Source organism: Streptomyces sp. NPDC002467 (assembly GCF_042889825.1).
GTDB lineage: Bacteria > Actinomycetota > Actinomycetes > Streptomycetales > Streptomycetaceae > Streptomyces.
In genome coordinates, this window is the sequence record NZ_JBIARJ010000009.1 from 87,266 (window position 1) to 103,640 (window position 16,375).

Sequence of the window (16,375 nt, forward strand, 5' to 3'; positions counted from 1 at the left end):
CTCCCCAGGGGCGGGGGCCGCGCACCGTTCCGCCCCGGCGGGCCGCTCTCTACACTCGGCCGCATGCTGCGCGTACTGGCCGTCGACGACGAGAAGCCGCTCCTGGAGGAGCTCCTCTACCTGCTGCGCTCCGATCCCCGGGTGCGCAGCGCGGAGGGCGCCTCGGACGCCACCGAGGCCCTGCGCCGGATCACCCGGGCGCTGGAGGCCGGGCCCGACGGGGCCGACGGCATCGACGTGGTGTTCCTCGACATCCACATGGCCGGGCTGACCGGGCTGGACATCGCACGGCTGCTGGCCGGGTTCGCGCGGCCGCCGCTGATCGTGTTCGTCACGGCGCACGAGGGGTTCGCCGTACAGGCCTTCGACCTCAAGGCCGTGGACTACGTACTGAAGCCCGTGCGCCCGGAGCGGCTCGCCGAGGCCGTCCGGCGGGCCTGCGCGCAGTTGGACCGGGACCGGCAGCCCGCGCCGTCGGCCCCGGCGGCCGCCGCGGCGCAACCGCCGGTGGTTCCTGCGGCCGCGCCGCAGCGGCCGTCGGTGCCCGAGCCCGCCTCGCCGGCTTCCTCCGAACGCGGCGCGGACCAGATCGCCGTCGAACTGGGCGGGGTCACCCGGTTCGTGGCCATCGCCGACATCGCGCACGTCGAGGCCCAGGGCGATTACGCCCGCCTGCACACCGCCGAGGGCAGCCACCTGGTCCGGATCCCACTGTCCACGTTGGAGGAACGCTGGGCGGCGCGCGGGTTCGTCCGCATCCACCGCCGCCACCTGGTGGCGCTGGCCCGCATCGACGAGCTGCGGCTGGACGCGGGCGCCACGAGCGTCCGGGTCGGCTCGGCGGAGCTCCAGGTCAGCCGCAGGCACGCGCGGGCGCTCCGGGACCTGCTGATGCGTCAGGCGACGGGCTGAGCCGTCCGACCGTCCGGCGGCCCGCACCCGCCGTTCGTCGCAAGGCGAGTGGCGTACGGCGATCGGGCGGAGTGAACGGCCCGCCGATGCCACCGGCCCTGCGTATCGTGCATATTCCGGCGCGGGACGCGGGAGGAGCGAGATGTCCGAAATCCAGGCGCTGCTGGACGCGCTGACCGGACTGTCCCCCACCAGGCCCGCCGGACCCGCCGAGGCCGAGAGCCTGCTGGCCGGGCTGCGCAGTGCGGCCGCCCGTTGGGCCGACGTCCTCTACGAGGCCCGCGAGGGCGTGCGCGAGCAGGTGCCGCCGCGGGCGGAGGCCGCTCTGACGCTGGCGTTCCGGCGGGCGGAGGAGTCGTACGTGGAACTGGAGATCGCCCTGCGGGACTGCGCCGACCACCACGACCCGGCCGTCTGACCTGCGGTCCGCACCGCCGATGGAAAGGTCCGGCTCCGCGGCACGGGGCTCCGCCCCGGACCCCGCGCCTCAATCGCCGGCGGGGCTGGATTTGGCCGATGCAGTCCGCCAGGCGCGGGCTGGATTGCCGCGCAGCGGCATCCACGCCCACCCACCCGCACGGGCCGGATCGCGCCTGTTGCCCGACCGACGGCCGCAAATAGACTCCGGTCACCCCACCCCCCGGCCGAAGGATCCGCCCGTGAACCAGACGTACGCGCTGACCGCGGTCACCGCGGTCGTCCTGGTCACGGTCACGCTCGGCGCGCTCGGACTGCGGATATCTCGGACCACCTCCGACTTCTACGTGGCTTCCCGCACCGTCGGCCCCCGCCTGAACGCCGCGGCCATCAGCGGGGAGTACCTGTCCGCGGCGTCCTTCCTCGGGGTGGCAGGGCTGGTGCTCTTGCAGGGGCCCGAGATGCTCTGGTACCCGGTCGGCTACACGGCCGGCTACGTCGTCCTCCTCGCCCTCGTCGCGGCCCCGCTGCGCCGCTCCGGGGCGTACACGCTGCCCGACTTCGCCGAGGACCGGCTGGAGTCGCAGGCGGTGCGCCGGACCGCGGTGCTCCTCGTCGCCGGGGTCGGCTGGCTGTACCTGCTGCCGCAGTTGCAGGGCGCCGGGCTGACGCTGGAGATCCTGACCGGCGCCCCGCACTGGGTCGGCGGGGTGGTCGTCGCCGTCGTGGTGACCGCGGCGGTGGCGGCGGGCGGGATGCGGAGCATCACCTTCGTGCAGGCCTTCCAGTACTGGCTGAAGCTCACCGCCCTGCTCGTCCCGGCCTTCTTCCTGGTCGCCGCCTGGGTCGGGGACGGCGCGCCGCGCGTCTCCTTCGACGCCCCGGCCGTGTTCCGCGAGCACACCGCCGTCACCGTCGCCGAGGACGTACGGCTGTCGCTGGAGGCGCCGCTCACCGTGTCGGTGACGGGGCAGGTGGACGGGCGCGCGTACGACGGGGAGCCGGTGACCCTGGCCTCCGGTCCGCATTCCGTACGGGCCCACGCGCGGCTGGAGTTCGCCCCGGACACGCCCGTGCCCGACACCCGGGCGGAGGCGGGCATGGGCGTGTCCAGCTGGTCGCAGCCGCTGTCCGGGGACCACGAGGGGTACCGGCTGTACGCGACCTACGGGCTGATCCTGGCGACGTTCCTCGGGACGATGGGCCTGCCGCACGTGGCGGTGCGCTTCTACACGAGCCCCAACGGGCGGGCCGCGCGCCGCACCACGCTGGTGGTGCTGGGGCTGGTCGGGGCCTTCTACCTGCTGCCGCCGCTGTACGGGGCGCTGGGCCGGATCTACGCTCCCGAGCTCGCCCTGACCGGTGACGCGGACGCGGTCGTGCTGGTGCTCCCGGAGCGGATGCTGGGCGGGTTCCTCGGGGACCTGCTGGGGGCGCTGCTGGCCGGGGGCGCGTTCGCGGCGTTCCTGTCGACGGCTTCGGGGCTGACGATGGCGGTGGCGGGGGTGCTGCACCAGGACCTGCTGCCGTCGCGCGGGGTGCGCAGCTTCCGCGTCGCGGTGCTCGTGGCGATCCTGGTGCCGCTGGCGGGCAGCGTGGCGGCCCGGGACGTGCCGGTCGCGGACGCGGTGGGGCTGGCCTTCGCGGTGTCGGCCTCGTCCTTCTGCCCGTTGCTGGTGCTCGGCATCTGGTGGCGTGGTCTGACCCCTCCGGGTGCGGTGGCGGGGCTGGTCACCGGGGGCGGGGCGGCGCTGAGCGCGGTGCTGGCGACGCGGACCGGGTTGGCCCCGGCCGGCTGGACGCACGCGCTGTTGGCCTGGCCGGCGGTGTGGTCGGTGCCGCTCGGGTTCCTGACGATGGTGGCGGTGTCGCTGGCCACCCGCTCGCGGATACCGGCCGGGACGGCGGCCACGCTGGCCCGGCTGCACCTGCCCGAGAACCTGGCCGTCGACCGGGCGGGGGGTGCCCGGTGACCCCGACGGCGCTCGCCGTCCTCGCGGTGGCCGGCGCGGCGCTGCTGATGGGGGCGGGCTGGGCGGCGGGCCGTCTGCACGCCCTGCGCGGGGAGCGCGCGGCGGGGCTGGATCTCGGCACTCCGGTGGAGCGGGCAACGTTCCACACCCTGCACACGGCTTCGCTGGCCGCTCCCCCGCTGCGGGCCGGGCTGACGGAGGACGCCGCCCGCAAGGCGGCCAAGCGACTGCGTTCCCTGCTGGGCACGGAGGCACTGTGCCTGACCGACCGGGAGTCGGTGCTGGCCTGGGACGGCCCGGGCGCCGACCACCACGAGCGGCGGGCGATGGCCCGGGTGGCGGTGCTGCTGGAGTCGGGGCGCAGCCAGAGCGTGCGGACGGAGTGCCAGCGGCCCGGCTGCCCGCTGAAGTGGGCGGTGGTGGCGCCGCTGACCGGTGAGGACGGGATGCTGGGCGCGCTGGTGGCCTACGGTTCGCGGGAGTCGGCGGTGCTGGTCCGGGCGGCGACGGAGGTCGCGCGGTGGGTGTCGGTGCAGCTGGAGCTGTCCGAGCTGGACCGGTCGCGGACCCGGCTGATGGAGGCGGAGATCAAGGCGCTGCGCGCGCAGATATCCCCGCACTTCATCTTCAACTCCCTTGCGGCGATCGCGTCGTTCGTACGGACCGATCCGGAGCGGGCCCGGGACCTGCTGCTGGAGTTCGCGGACTTCACCCGCTACTCCTTCCGGCGACACGGCGACTTCACCACCCTGGCCGATGAACTGCGTTCCGTGGAGCAGTACTTGGCTCTGGCCGGCGCCCGGTTCGGAGACCGGCTGAAGGTGACCTTGCAGGTGGCTCCGGAGGTGCTGCCGGTGGCGCTGCCGTTCCTGTGCCTGCAGCCGCTGGTGGAGAACGCCGTCAAGCACGGGGTGGAGGACTCCACGCAGGAGTGCCGGATCACGATCACGGCGCAGGACGCGGGCCCCGACGCGGTGATCACCGTGGAGGACAACGGCATCGGGATGGATCCGGCCCGGCTGCGCCGGATCCTGGCCGGGGAGCGGGCCGGCTCCTCCTCGGGGATCGGGCTGCCCAATGTCGACGAGCGGATCCGCCAGGTGTACGGGGACGCGTACGGTCCGGTGATGGAGACGGGTCTCGGCGCGGGCATGAAGGTCACCCTCCGCATCCCCAAGTTCCGTGCGGGCGTGCACAGTTCACCGACGGATCCGCAGCCGCCCCGGCCCTGAGGCGGCATTCTCCGACCGGCCCCTTCCGTGCCATCCTGTGACCGGCGCGAATGACCGGAGGGATCGCCGACGTGACGGTCGGGCGAGAGCAGCTTCGTGGCGAGTTGCGGGAATGGGTGCGCGCGGGCGCGGAGGGCGGCGACGCCGACAGCGCCCTGTTGATGGTGGAGGGAGAGCCCGGCTGCGGCCGGACCACCCTGGTGCGGGGGGCGCTGGCCGATGCGGTGGCCCTGGGCTTCGACGTGCGGTACGCGGCGGCCGACGCGCTCGCGGTACGGCTTCCGCTGCACTCGGCCCTGGACTGCCTGCATCCCCGCGGCCCCGGCCGGGCGGCCGTGGTCGACCTGCTGCGGGAGGCCGAGGAGGCGGCGCGACCGGGCGGCGCGCTGCTCGCCGCGATGGACCTGCTGACCGCCGGGGTCGAGCGCCGGTGCGCCGAGCGGCCGCTGCTCCTCGTCCTGGACGACGCGCACTGGGCCGATCCGGCCACCCTGTTGCTGTGGCAGCGCCTCGCCGGGCGGGCGGTAGCCGGGGGGCTGCCGTTGCGGCTGGCCGTGACCCGGCGGCCGCTGCCCCGGCGGCCGGAACTGGATCCGCTGTACGTGACGGCGGGCGGGCGGACGGTCCGGCCGGGCCCGTTGTCGGCGGCGGAGGCGGCCGAGCTGGCGCGCGGGGTGCTGGGGGCCGCGCCGGGACCCCGACTGCGGGTGGCGACCGCGCTGGCGGGCGGCAATCCCGCCCTCCTGCGGCGGCTGATCGACCACTGGTCCCGCTCGGGGGCCCTGGAGGCCACCCCCGCGGCGGCCGAACTCGTGGTGCCGGAGTCGGAGTTGTCGGCCCCGACCGGCACGGCCGCGCAGGCCCTGGCGGCGCTCTCCGGGCCGGCCCGGGCCCTCACGCGGCACGCGGCGCTGCTGGATCCGGTGTTCACGGCGCGCGAACTGGCCCTCGTACGGTCGCGGTCCGTAAGGGAGTTGCTCGCGGAGCTGGAGGAGCCGGTGTTGGCCGGGCTGCTGGAGGACACCGGGGAGAACCTGCGCTTCCGCCATCCGGCGCTGCGCCGGGCCCTGCACGACGAGACCCCGGGGGCCGTGCGCGCGGCCCTGCACCAGGACGCCGCCCGGGCCTTCGCGGAGGCCGGGCTGGACCCGGCGCGGACCGCCGGCCGGCTGCTCGACGGCGGTCGCCTCACCCCGTGGGCGGTGCGATGGCTGGCACGGTCGGCGCCCGCGTTGATCTCCGGGGCGCCGGCGACGGCGGCGGAACTGCTGGAGCGGGCCATCGCGCAGGGCGACGCGTGGGAGCCGGACACGCGGGACGCGTTGGAGGAACTGCTGGCGGACGCGGCGCTGATGCTGCGCCGCCCCGAGTCGGTGGAGTTGCTGGCCGCGCTGCGCGCCCGGACCACGGACCCGGACCGGCGGGCGTCGGTGGACTTCAGGCTGGTGTCCGCGCTGATGATCCAGGGGGACATGGCGCGTTCCCTGGAGGTGACCGAGCGGGCGCTGGCGGAGGAGTTCCCCTCGGCGGTGCTGCGGCTGCGGCTGGAGGCCTGCCGGGTGCTGGCCCTCGCCGACCTGGGCCGGGCCGCAGAGGCGTACGCGCTGGCCGGGCCGGTGGTGCGGGCGGCGCGGGCGCTGGGAGACCCGTTGTGCGGGGCGGAGGCCCATCACGCCATGTCCTACGCCCTGTTCCACCTGGGCCGGGGGCGGGATGCGATGGGCCACGTCGCACGGGGGATCGCCTGCGCGCGGCGCGGCCCGGAGGCGAACGACATGCGGCTGCTGCTGCTCGCGAACCAGGCGGAGGGCCACCTGCGGTTCGACGAGCCGGGGATCGTGGAAGCCGCGCTGCGGGAGGCGCGGGAGTTGGCGGCCCGGACCGGTTCGACGGGGCGGCTGGTGGTGACGCGGGCCCGGCTCGCCGAGTTCCACTACCGGCTGGGCGACTGGGACCGGACCCTCGCCGAAGCGGCCCGGGCGTGCGCGATGCCCGTGTCGGACGGCTGGCTGCCGGTGGTGGTGCACGGGCTGCGGGCGCTGGTACTGGGCCACCGCGACGAGCCCGCCGCGGCGGGCGCCGAGCTGGCCGCGCTGCCGACCGATGTCTTCGAGAGGCCGACCGCGCGCCGCTACGCCGCGCACGTGCTGCTGGCCCGGGCGCTGCTCGCGGAGCGGGACGGCCGCCCCGGGGACGCGCTGCGGGCGCTGTTGCCCGTACTGGAGGACGGTGCGGACGAGGCGGTGGCGTACGAGCGGCCCTGGTTGCTGTCGGAGATCGTCCGCCTCGCCCTGGAGAGCGGGGAGGCCGGTACGGCGCGGGCGGCGGTCGCGGCGTGCGAACGCGCGGCCGCGGCGCTCGCGGAGTACCCGGGCCCGGCGCTGGCACTGCTGCGCTGCCGGGGCCTGTTCGCGCAGGATCCGGAGCCCCTGGCGGAGGCCGTGGCCCGCGGCGAGCGCGCCGGGTGGCCGTTGCCGCTGGGCCACACCCTGGAGGACCTGGCGGTGGCCCGGGCCTGGCGGGGCGACCTGGCCGGCTCGCGGTCCGCGCTGACCCGGGCGGTGGAGGTGTACGAGGACCTGGGCGCCCGGTGGGACGTCGCCCGGGCCGATGCCCGACTGCGGAGCCTGGGCGTGCGGCGGGGCAGCCGGTCGGCGCGGCGGCGGGCGTCGAACGGCTGGGAGGCGCTGACCCCGGCTGAGCTGAAGGTGGCCCTGCTGGTGGCGCAGGGCCGCTCCAACCCGGAGATCGCGAGCGCGCTGTTCCTCTCCCGCCGGACGGTGCAGACGCACGTCTCGCACATCCTGGCCAAGCTCCAGGTCCGCTCCCGGGCGGCGGTGGCCGCTCAGGCCGCGATGCGGGGGCCTGGTCCCGGGGAGCCGCCGGGTCCGTAGCCCGGCATGGCCGCCCGCAGCGCCCGGAGCGCGTAGTGGGTACGGGACTTCACGGTCCCGGCGGGCACCCCGAGCGCCTCGGCGGCCTCGCCGACGGAGGCCCCCCGGAAGTAGATCTGGTGGAGCACGGCACGGTGCTCCGGGCTCAGTAATCGCAGGGCGTGGCGGACGTCGAGGGCGGCGACGGCCTGCTCCGTGCGGTCGTCGGCGGCCGGGGAGTGCTCCAGGGCGTCCGGCCCGACCTCGGCGGGCCGCACCATGCGGGCCCGCCGGGCGTCGATGGCGATCCGCCGAGCGACGGTGTAGAGCCAGGGCCGCACGGACGCGTGCGTGCTCTCCAGGGCCTCGGGGTGGGTCCAGGCCCGGAAGAGGGTCTCCTGGAGGAGGTCCTCGGCGCGGTGCCGGTCCCCGAAGGTGAGGCCGAGGAGGAAGGTGTAGAGGGCCTTGCCGTGTTCGCTGTGCAGCCGGGCGAGGGCGTGCGCGTCGGTCCGTTCCACGGGGTGTCCCTTCGGGGTCGGGTCCCCCGAGCGTCCCGCGGCCCGCTCCGCGAGTTATCCGCCGCCTGGCCGATCCCCGTGGCCCCTGCGCCGAACGGTCCCCTCGCACGCCGAACGGTCCCCCGACCCGCACCCACCGCCGCTGCGCGGAGCCGGTCCCCCACCCGCCCTTCCACCGTTCCCCGGGGCTCCGCCCCAGACCCCGCGCCTCAAACGCCGGCGAGGCCGGAAGATCCAGCCCCGCCGGCGTTTGAGGCGCCGCCGGAGGCACGTCCAGCCCGTCCGGCGTGTGAGGACCGGGGGTCCGGGGGCAGAGCCCCCGGCAACTGCGCCGCACCCGGATACGACCGTGGCCCCGGCCCGCCCGGGAAGGGGCGGGCCGGGGCCACGGAAAAGGAACTAGCTCCAGCTGGCGTGCAGCGGCTTGCCCTCGGCGTAGCCCGCCGCGGACTGGATGCCGACCACGGCCTTCTCCTCGAACTCCGCGAGGGAGCCGGCACCGGCGTACGTGCAAGAGGACCGCACGCCCGCGATGATCGAGTCGATCAGGTCCTCGACGCCCGGGCGGGCCGGGTCGAGGAACATGCGCGAGGTGGAGATGCCCTCCTCGAACAGGCCCTTGCGGGCCCGGTCGTACGCGCCCTCGTCCGACGTGCGGTTCTGCACCGCGCGCGCGGACGCCATGCCGAAGGACTCCTTGTACAGGCGGCCCTCGGCGGACTGCTGCAGGTCGCCCGGGGACTCGTACGTGCCGGCGAACCAGGAGCCGATCATCACGTTCGAGGCGCCGGCGGCCAGCGCCATCGCCACGTCACGCGGGTGACGGACGCCGCCGTCGGCCCACACGTGCTTGCCGAACTTCTTGGCCTCGGCCGCGCACTCCAGCACCGCGGAGAACTGCGGGCGGCCCACGCCGGTCATCATGCGGGTGGTGCACATGGCGCCGGGGCCCACACCGACCTTGATGATGTCCGCGCCGGCCTCGATCAGGTCGCGCACGCCCTCGGCGGCGACGATGTTGCCCGCGACGATCGGGACCTTCGGGTCCAGCGCGCGGACGGCCTTGATCGCGTTGATCATCGACTCCTGGTGGCCGTGGGCCGTGTCGATGACGAGCGTGTCCACGCCCGCGTCGAGCAGCTGCTTGGCCTTCTGCACGAAGTCGCCGTTGATGCCGACGGCGGCCGCGATGCGCAGCTTGCCGTTGGCGTCGGTCGCCGGGGTGTAGAGGGTCGCGCGCAGGGCTCCCTTGCGGGTGAGGATGCCGACGAGCTTGCCGTCCTTGTCGACGGCCGGGGCCAGCTTGCGGTGGCCGGCGTCGAGCTGGTTGAAGGCCTCGCGGGGGTCGATGTCGGCGTCGATGAGCAGCAGCTCCTTCGACATGACCTCGGAGAGCTGGGTGAAGCGGTCCACGCCGGTCAGGTCGTGCTCGGTGACGACGCCGATCGGGCGGCCCTCGCCGTCGACGACGACGCCGGCGCCGTGGGCGCGCTTGGGCAGCAGGGACAGCGCGTCGGCGACGGTCTGGGTGGGCGCCAGCGTGATCGGGGTGTCGAGCACGTGGTGGCGGGTCTTCACCCAGGAGATGACGTCGGTGACGACCTCGATCGGGATGTCCTGCGGGATGACGACGATGCCGCCGCGGCGCGCGACCGTCTCGGCCATCCGGCGGCCCGCGATGGCGGTCATGTTCGCCACGACCAGCGGAATGGTGGTGCCGGTGCCGTCGGGCGAGGAGAGGTCCACGCCCTGGCGGGAACCCACCGCGGAGCGGCTCGGCACCATGAACACATCGTCGTACGTCAGGTCGTACGGCGGCTTCGAGTCATTGAGGAAACGCACGTGCTGAACATCCCAGTCGATCGGAGGTGCCCCGACCCTGTCAGCCGAGGAAACGCACGTACTTCATTCTCCCATGGCCGGGCGTTTATGCCGCCCGGGTAGATCGTCCAGGACATTCCGGGCCGGGTGGTTCTTTCCTACGGGACTTTGGTCCTCCGGTGCACCGGACCGGCGCTCCGGGCCAGTGGGCGGACGGATCCGCCGTGCCGGACGGCGGTGAGTTCGGCGGCGATGGACAGGGCCGTCTCCTCGGGCGTGGCGCCGCCCAGGTCGAGGCCGATGGGCGAGCGCAGCCGGGCCAGTGCCCGGTCCGGGACGCCCTCCTCCCGCAGCCGCCGGGTCCGCTCGGTGTGGGTGCGCCGTGACCCCATGGCGCCCACGTAGGAGAGGGGCAGCCGCAGCGCCAGTTCCAGCAGCGGTACGTCGAATTTGGCGTCGTGGGTCAGGACGCAGACGGCGGTGCGGGAATCCAGCCGTCCGGCGTCCCATTCCGCGGCCAGGTGGCGGTGCGGCCAGTCGACGACGACCTCGTCGGCGTCGGGGAAGCGGGCGGGGGTCGCGAAGACGGGTCGGGCGTCGCACACGGTGACCCGGTGGCCGAGGAATGTGCCGATCCGGGCCAGGGCGGCGGCGAAGTCGATGGCCCCGTAGACGAGGAGCCGGGGCGGTTCGGCGGCCGACTCGACGAGCAGGGTCAGCGGCTCCCCGCACAGTCCGCCGGCCGTGCCGAGCTCGGCGGTGCCGGTGCGCCCGGCGGCCAGCAGTCCCCGTACGCGCAGGGCCGCGGCCCGGTCCAGTGCGGGGCCCGCGCCGAGCGCGCCCTCGTAGGAGCCGTCGGCGTGGACGGCCAGTGCCCCGCCGAGCTGGGCCGGGGGGCCGGAGACGACCCGGGCGAGGGCCGCTCTGGCGCCGCCGGCGGTGGCGTCGAGCACGCGGTGGATGACGGGCCGCACGGGGTCGGCCCCGCGGACGGGGGTGATCAGTACGTCGAGGACTCCTCCGCAGGTCAGGCCGACGGCGAAGGCGTCGTCGTCGCTGTAGCCGAAGCGGTGCAGGCCGCCTTCGCCGGAGGCGATGGCGTCGAGGCAGAGCTCGTGGACGGCGGACTCGACGCAGCCTCCGGAGAGCGAGCCGAGTGCGGTGCCGCGGTCGTCGACGGCGAGCGAGGCGCCGGGGCCGCGCGGGGCGCTCCCGGTGACGGAGACGACGGTGGCGAGGGCGAATTCCCGCTGCGCGGCGTACCACGCGCGTAGCTCGTCGGCGATGTCGAGCATCAGCGGATGTATTCGCGGCGGGGGGTCTGGCCGGGGGTGTACGCGCGTGCGGGCAGTGCGGGTGGGGGCCCCGGGCGGATGGCGGGGGGCCGGGCCGCGAGGGGTGCGGGTGCCCGGCCGGCGGCGGGCCGCGGGGCCGTGGGGCGGGGAGCGGGTTCCTGGCTCCGGGAGGCGAGGAGTCTCGCGGCGTGGGCGACGCTGGCGAGGGTGGCGTGGTGGTGCCAGCCCCGGAAGGAGCGGCCTTCGAAGTCGCGGATGCCCACGGCCTCGCAGGTCTCCGTGAAGTCGAGGGAGACCCGGTCGGTGAGTTTGGCGAGGAGGAAGAGCTGGGCGAGCGGCCGGTCGCCGATGTTGGTGATCCAGAACTCGGTGGGCAGCAGGGCGGCTTCGCTCCAGGCGCCGACGAGCAGCAGCGGGGTCGTCGGGGCGGGCAGGAGGCGGTCCTCGGCGGGGGCGGCGAGGATGGAGGCGGAGGTGAGCAGGGTGACCGCTCCCTCGGCGCCGCCGTGCCTGGTCCATTCGACGACGCGGCGCTGGGAGCGCAGGGAGTCGATGAGTTCGCGGGCGGGCGCGGTGTGCGGTCCGGGTTTGTGCCGGCCGGCGCCGCCGAAGGAGACGGGCAGGGAGCCGTCGACCTTGAAGACGAAGGGGATGTCCTGGAGGACGAAGGACTCGACGCTCTGGGCCAGGTCGGAGTTGGCGACCTCCATCACCACGGGCCGGCGCTGGAGTTGCCAGCCGGCGGCCATCCGCTGGACGGCGTGCACGGCGTCCTGGGCGGGGGTGAGGGAGCGGGCGGTGTCGGGGATGCCGGCGCGGCGGCGCAGGAGTTCGGTCGTCCAGGGCCCGGGGAGGGTGAGGGTCCATTCGACCGGGAAGCTGGCTTCGCTGGAGGCGAGCCAGATCCCGCCGGCCTGCTGGCAGTTGGCGGTGCGGCCCAACTGGGGGACGAACTGCCGGCCGACGCCGACCGAGCGGTCTCCGGCCTTCTCCACGACCATGGGCTGGAGCACCCAGGCCAGGGGGCGCTGTGCGGTGCGTTCGAGGTGCTGGGCGAGGGAGCGGCGGACCGGGGTCCAGTCCCAGGGGGACTTGCTGATGAACTGCTGGAGGCTCTGCTCGACGGAACTGGCCCCTGTTCCGGCGATGTTACGGATTGTTTTCTTCCCGCTGGTCTGCACGAGGCCGTTCAGATAAACGCGGGCCCAGTTTCGCTGGTCCCGCCGGGGTAAGGACTCGAAGAGCTGAGAGATCAGTACGTCGATCAATTCGGAGATTTCCTTCGTGGATTCCTCCGGCAGGACTACGCGAGCCATCCGGGCCTCCCCCGCGACCAGCTAGATCCAATACCCTACTTGACCGTGCAGAACGGCCGTAGGCCCCGGCGTCTACTTCCTGAGGTCGCCGGCGGTTTCGAGCCGCTCTTCCTCTACCACGAGGGGGATGGGGATCTGGTTCGCCGCATAGTAGAGCGCGATCAGGAAGTGGGCGACGAGTGTGAGCGGCGCAGAGAAGAAGGCCAGTGCCACGGTGAGCGGGTAGGCGATGGCGCCGAGGCCGAATCGCACCCGGGTGGCGCGCGCGCCGTCCTTGTCCACGTGGTCGTGGAAGAGGTGGCCGACGCGGGTGACGTACCACCAGAAGAGCAGGAAGGCGAGGGCATAGGCCACGGTGATGGCGCTGTACAGCACCGCTGCGGCACTGGCGGACCCGCCGTCGTCCATGAGGTGCTCGGCGAGGACGTTGGTGGTGTACGGGATCACCGACACCACCATCAGCACCAGGAGATTCAGGAAGAGCAGGGGGCGGTCGACCCGCTTGAGGTGGCTGAAGATGGTGTGGTGGTTCACCCACATCACACCGATGATGAGGAAACTCACGACATAGGCGGCGTAATGCGGCCACTGTTCCCGGACACCGTGCCAGAATCCCGACCAACCCTTTTCTTCCGGAGCCTCCAGCTCCAGGACGAGGATGGTGATGATGATGGCGAATACGCCGTCGCTGAAAGCCTCGACCCGCCCGGTTTCGCGTTCCATGACCTCCCCATTTCCGCTCCGTGCATATATCTACGCTGCCTACGCATACGGGGAGGGCGCGCACATCCCCGCCCTCCCCGCACACGCTACCCAGATTTCGGAGTTCAGCCGCCGAATCCGGCTGTCTGCCGCCAGATTCGGCCATCGCGGACCACAAGTGTCCCGAACGCGTGCTCCGGTTCACCGTTGAGGTTCATGATCGCCCGGTAGAAGATGGTGTCTTCGGTCTCGATGTACTCCTGGAGTTCGACGAGGGTGGGCTTCACCGTGAGATAGCCGGTGAACGTCTCGCGAACCGCTTCGATGCCGACCGAGACCCCCTCGAAGCGGAGCAGCACGGCGTCGTCGGTGTAGTTCTTCATCACCGCCTCGATGTCGAGGGCGGCGAGGGCTTCCATCTGGCGGACGAACACCGGGTGGAGCTTGGAGATGTCGTACGTGGCCATGTCGACTCCATTCCTTCAACGGGTGGTGGTGGGACTTGTGGCGGCGGGTGGTGCGTCTTCGGGGCCGTCTCAGGGGCCGTCTCAGGGGCCGTCTGCGGGGCCGTCGGTGTCCGGGGCGCAGGCCTGCGCGCTGCCGGCGAAGGGCAGCCGGACGACCATGCGGGTCTCGCCGGGGCGCGAGCGGGCGGTGATGGACCCGTGGTGGCGCTGGGTCACGATGCGGTAGCTGAGGTGCAGTCCCAGGCCCGTGCCCTTGCCCACGTCCTTGGTGGTGTAGAAGGGTTCGAAGATCCTCGGGAGGGATTCCTCGGGGATGCCGCCGCCGGTGTCGGCTATCTCCACGACCATGCACACGCCCTCGGCCCGTGCGCGCAGGGTGAGGACCCCGGCGCCCTCCATGGCCTCGGCCGAGTTCGCGACCAGGTTGGTCCACACCTGGTTCAACTCGCTCGGGTAGCCCGTCAGTTCGGGCAGGCCCTCTTCGTACGCGCGCACGATGGTGATGCCGGCGAGCTTCGCACGCAGCACGACCAGGGTGTTCTCCAGTCCGTCGGTCACCTTGAACCGCTGCTCGGGGGCCCGGTCGAGATTGGCGTAATCCCGGGTGGCGGAGACGAGTTGGGAGATGCGCGGACCGGCTGCCCGCAGCTCCGCGGCGAGGGAGCGGATCTCCAGCAGCGCGGCCAGGTGGTCCAGGGCCGGGGCGAGGGCCTGTTCGCCGATCCCCTCCAGCCGTTCCCGCAGCCAGTCCAGTTCGAGCCCGAGGTCCGAGACCCCCGAGCCGAGCAGGCCGGGCCGTTCGGTGCCGGCCTCCTCGGCCCAGTCGGCGATCTCCTCCTCGGCGTCGGCCTGTGCGAGCGGGTCGGTGGTCACCGGCGGCGGCAACTTGTCCAGTTCCTCGGCGAGCCGGTCGAATACCGAGCGCTCCGCGCCCGAGGCGGCGGCGCCCCAGGCGTGGGCGGTGCGGGTGAGCCGGTCCAGGGCGGGGGCCAGTTCCTGGGCGGCGCGGGCCACGGCGGCCGCCGGGTTGTTCAGCTCGTGCGCGAGCCCGGCGGCGAGGGTCCCGAGCGCCTCGACGGTGGCCCGCTTGCGGGCCTGGACCTCGGAGGACTTGATCCGCCAGGCCAGCACGGGCAGCAGGACGGCGGCGACCCCGTGGCAGCGGGAGAGCATCTCGAAGAAGACGGGTTTGTCGTACGCCACGACGGTGGTCGACGGTCCGCTCGCGGCCGCGGTGGCCACGTAGGAGCCCTCGGTGAGCAGGGGCAGGTCCCCGGTGAACCGGTGTGCGGCGGAGGGTTTGCCGTCGTGGTCCTCGGCCGCGGCGCTCTCCTCCTCGGTGGAGTGCCGGGTCAGCACCTCCTCCCGGCCGTCGACGACCTTGGTGACGACGAGCCCGCCCGCGAGCAGCACGTGGAAGCGGTCCGCCGCCTCGCCGTCCCGGAAGAGCACCTCCCCGTCGGCGAGGACCCGCGGCTCGGAGACCGAGACGAGCCAGTCCAGCTGCTCCCCGGTGAGTCCGGCGAAGATCTCCAGTCCGTGCAGGGCCGACCTCAGGCCGGCCACTCCGACGTCCGCGCCGTTCATGCGGTGCTCCCCTCGGACCTGGTGCGGGCGGCCAGCCGCGAGGTGGCCAGCAGGGCCAGTGCGCACACCGCGGCGACGGCGGCCATGAAGCCGACGGAGGTGCGGTGCAGCCCGTGGATGTTGGTGAGCATCCCGGCGAGCACCGCCGGCACGCTCATGGCCAGGTACGCGAAGACGTATACGGCGGCTGTCAGTTCGCCGCGGTGCGCCGGGTCGGCGAGCGCGGACAGCGCCCGGAAGGAGCCGAGGAACGCGGCGCCCCACCCGCTGCCGAGCACCGCGGTGGCCACCAGGAAGACGGGGGCCGAGCCGGTGCCGAGGGCCAACAGGACCAGGGCCAGCCCGGCGAGCAGCCCGAGCAGTCCGAGGACGGCGGTGCGCAGCGCCTCGGTGCGCCCGAGCACCAGCTGGGCGACGGTGGCGGCGCCCGCGAGCAGGGCGACGGTGGCCCCGCCGACGAGGTAGTTGGTGGAGCGGAGCAGGGAGAGGGCCAGGTGCGGGCCGAGGGAGAGGTAGAAGCCGCCCACGGACCACACCGCGACGATGGTCAGGACGAGGATGCCGAACCGGCGGCGGGCTCCGGCCGGCACTCGTATGCGGTGCGGGACCACCCGCGGCCGGCCGCCGGTCCCGGGAGCGCTCTCACGCATCCGGACCACGCCCACCAGGGTGACGGCGAAGGCCACCACGAGCAGCAGGTAGCTCAGGACGGTCGGCGCGGGCGCGTACTGGACGAGGAGTCCGGCCCCGATCCCGCCGAGCCCGATGCCCACGGTCGGCCCGGCGCTGTTGACCTGGGCGCCGAGCGCGGGCCGGGTGCGCGGGGTGAGTTCCAGCAGGGCCGCGCCCATGGCCCCGGTGGCGAGGCCCACGGCGAGCCCCTGCACGGCGCGTGCGGCGAGCAGCAGCCCGAGCCCCTGCGCCCCGGCGAACAGTCCCATCGAGACGATCGCCAGGACCAGGCCGGCGCCGAGGACGGGGCGCCGGCCGAGGGTGTCGGACAGGGACCCGAACAGCAGGAGTCCGGCGAGCACGGTGACGGCGTACAGGGCGAAGACCACAGTGATCGTGCCGGAGGACAGCCCCCATCTCTGCTGGTAGAGCACGTAGAGGGCGGAGGGCACGGAGGAGGAGAGCATGAGCAGGACGAGGACGGCCCCCACCACCCAGAAGCCCGAGCCCCCGGGCTGCGCTCCGGCCGCGTGCGCGGCCGGTTGCACGGCCGTCCCCGTGGTCGTCCGGTACGGTTCCACTGCTTCAAC

13 protein-coding genes are annotated in these 16,375 nt (G+C 73.9%); 5 read left to right on the top strand and 8 right to left on the bottom strand.

Translation table 11 applies throughout. From position 1 onward, the window contains the following. The first annotated feature begins 63 nt into the window (after window positions 1-63). The 5 genes from ACFYYJ_RS19970 to ACFYYJ_RS19990 all read left to right on the top strand — a co-directional run bounded on the left by ACFYYJ_RS19970 (window position 64) and on the right by ACFYYJ_RS19990 (window position 7,428). Window positions 64-912, top strand: coding sequence for a LytR/AlgR family response regulator transcription factor (locus ACFYYJ_RS19970; RefSeq protein WP_385509129.1), 849 nt, complete (start codon window positions 64-66; stop codon window positions 910-912). A gap of 142 nt (window positions 913-1,054) precedes the next feature. Beyond that, window positions 1,055-1,330: a hypothetical protein gene (locus tag ACFYYJ_RS19975; protein WP_385128751.1), complete on the top strand. Its 276-nt coding sequence runs from the start codon at window positions 1,055-1,057 to the stop codon at window positions 1,328-1,330. 241 nt (window positions 1,331-1,571) lie between these two features. Beyond that, window positions 1,572-3,302: a cation acetate symporter gene (locus tag ACFYYJ_RS19980; protein ID WP_389134119.1), complete on the top strand. Its 1,731-nt coding sequence runs from the start codon at window positions 1,572-1,574 to the stop codon at window positions 3,300-3,302. Then, window positions 3,299-4,534: a histidine kinase gene (locus ACFYYJ_RS19985; RefSeq protein ID WP_389134122.1), complete on the top strand. Its 1,236-nt coding sequence runs from the start codon at window positions 3,299-3,301 to the stop codon at window positions 4,532-4,534. The genes ACFYYJ_RS19980 and ACFYYJ_RS19985 overlap by 4 nt, the downstream gene beginning before the upstream one ends. Window positions 4,535-4,605: 71 nt before the next feature. After that, the gene (locus ACFYYJ_RS19990; protein WP_389134125.1) at window positions 4,606-7,428 is read left to right on the top strand and encodes an ATP-binding protein; all 2,823 of its coding nucleotides are present in this window, start codon (window positions 4,606-4,608) and stop codon (window positions 7,426-7,428) included. Here ACFYYJ_RS19990 and ACFYYJ_RS19995 read toward each other — a convergent pair. The 8 genes from ACFYYJ_RS19995 to ACFYYJ_RS20030 form a co-directional block, all read right to left on the bottom strand. Next, window positions 7,380-7,925 (bottom strand): sigma-70 family RNA polymerase sigma factor, encoded by a 546-nt coding sequence (locus ACFYYJ_RS19995; protein ID WP_385365214.1) that lies wholly within the window; start codon window positions 7,923-7,925, stop codon window positions 7,380-7,382. The two genes, ACFYYJ_RS19990 and ACFYYJ_RS19995, sit on opposite strands and share 49 nt — an antisense overlap. Window positions 7,926-8,324: 399 nt before the next feature. Further along, complete coding sequence (locus tag ACFYYJ_RS20000; RefSeq protein WP_384586073.1) at window positions 8,325-9,767, bottom strand: GuaB1 family IMP dehydrogenase-related protein; 1,443 nt, start codon at window positions 9,765-9,767, stop codon at window positions 8,325-8,327. Window positions 9,768-9,904: 137 nt separating this feature from the next. Continuing rightward, window positions 9,905-11,041, bottom strand: coding sequence for an XdhC family protein (locus ACFYYJ_RS20005; protein WP_389134129.1), 1,137 nt, complete (start codon window positions 11,039-11,041; stop codon window positions 9,905-9,907). Then, on the bottom strand, window positions 11,041-12,357 hold the full coding sequence (locus ACFYYJ_RS20010) for an IS701 family transposase (RefSeq protein ID WP_389134132.1): 1,317 nt from the start codon (window positions 12,355-12,357) through the stop codon (window positions 11,041-11,043). Before ACFYYJ_RS20010 ends, ACFYYJ_RS20005 begins: the two co-directional genes overlap by 1 nt. 72 nt (window positions 12,358-12,429) lie before the next feature. Next, the gene (locus tag ACFYYJ_RS20015; protein WP_385128322.1) at window positions 12,430-13,080 is read right to left on the bottom strand and encodes a TMEM175 family protein; all 651 of its coding nucleotides are present in this window, start codon (window positions 13,078-13,080) and stop codon (window positions 12,430-12,432) included. Between the two features lie 104 nt (window positions 13,081-13,184). Further along, entirely contained in the window at window positions 13,185-13,526 is a 342-nt protein-coding gene (locus ACFYYJ_RS20020) for a nuclear transport factor 2 family protein (RefSeq protein ID WP_030830361.1), read from the bottom strand. Between the two features lie 81 nt (window positions 13,527-13,607). Then, window positions 13,608-15,113: an ATP-binding protein gene (locus ACFYYJ_RS20025; RefSeq protein WP_389134136.1), complete on the bottom strand. Its 1,506-nt coding sequence runs from the start codon at window positions 15,111-15,113 to the stop codon at window positions 13,608-13,610. Then, on the bottom strand, window positions 15,110-16,366 hold the full coding sequence (locus tag ACFYYJ_RS20030) for an MFS transporter (protein WP_389134139.1): 1,257 nt from the start codon (window positions 16,364-16,366) through the stop codon (window positions 15,110-15,112). The genes ACFYYJ_RS20025 and ACFYYJ_RS20030 overlap by 4 nt, the downstream gene beginning before the upstream one ends. Window positions 16,367-16,375 lie beyond the last annotated feature (9 nt).

Excerpts from the sequence above, each read along its gene's own strand:
- ACFYYJ_RS19970 (WP_385509129.1), top strand. The coding sequence starts at position 64 with ATGCTGCGCGTACTGGCCGTCGACGACGAGAAGCCGCTCCTGGAGGAG.
- ACFYYJ_RS19975 (WP_385128751.1), top strand. The coding sequence starts at position 1,055 with ATGTCCGAAATCCAGGCGCTGCTGGACGCGCTGACCGGACTGTCCCCC.
- ACFYYJ_RS20005 (WP_389134129.1), bottom strand. The coding sequence starts at position 11,041 with ATGCTCGACATCGCCGACGAGCTACGCGCGTGGTACGCCGCGCAGCGG.
- ACFYYJ_RS20010 (WP_389134132.1), bottom strand. The coding sequence starts at position 12,357 with ATGGCTCGCGTAGTCCTGCCGGAGGAATCCACGAAGGAAATCTCCGAA.
- ACFYYJ_RS20015 (WP_385128322.1), bottom strand. The coding sequence starts at position 13,080 with ATGGAACGCGAAACCGGGCGGGTCGAGGCTTTCAGCGACGGCGTATTC.
- ACFYYJ_RS20020 (WP_030830361.1), bottom strand. The coding sequence starts at position 13,526 with ATGGCCACGTACGACATCTCCAAGCTCCACCCGGTGTTCGTCCGCCAG.
- ACFYYJ_RS20025 (WP_389134136.1), bottom strand. The coding sequence starts at position 15,113 with ATGAACGGCGCGGACGTCGGAGTGGCCGGCCTGAGGTCGGCCCTGCAC.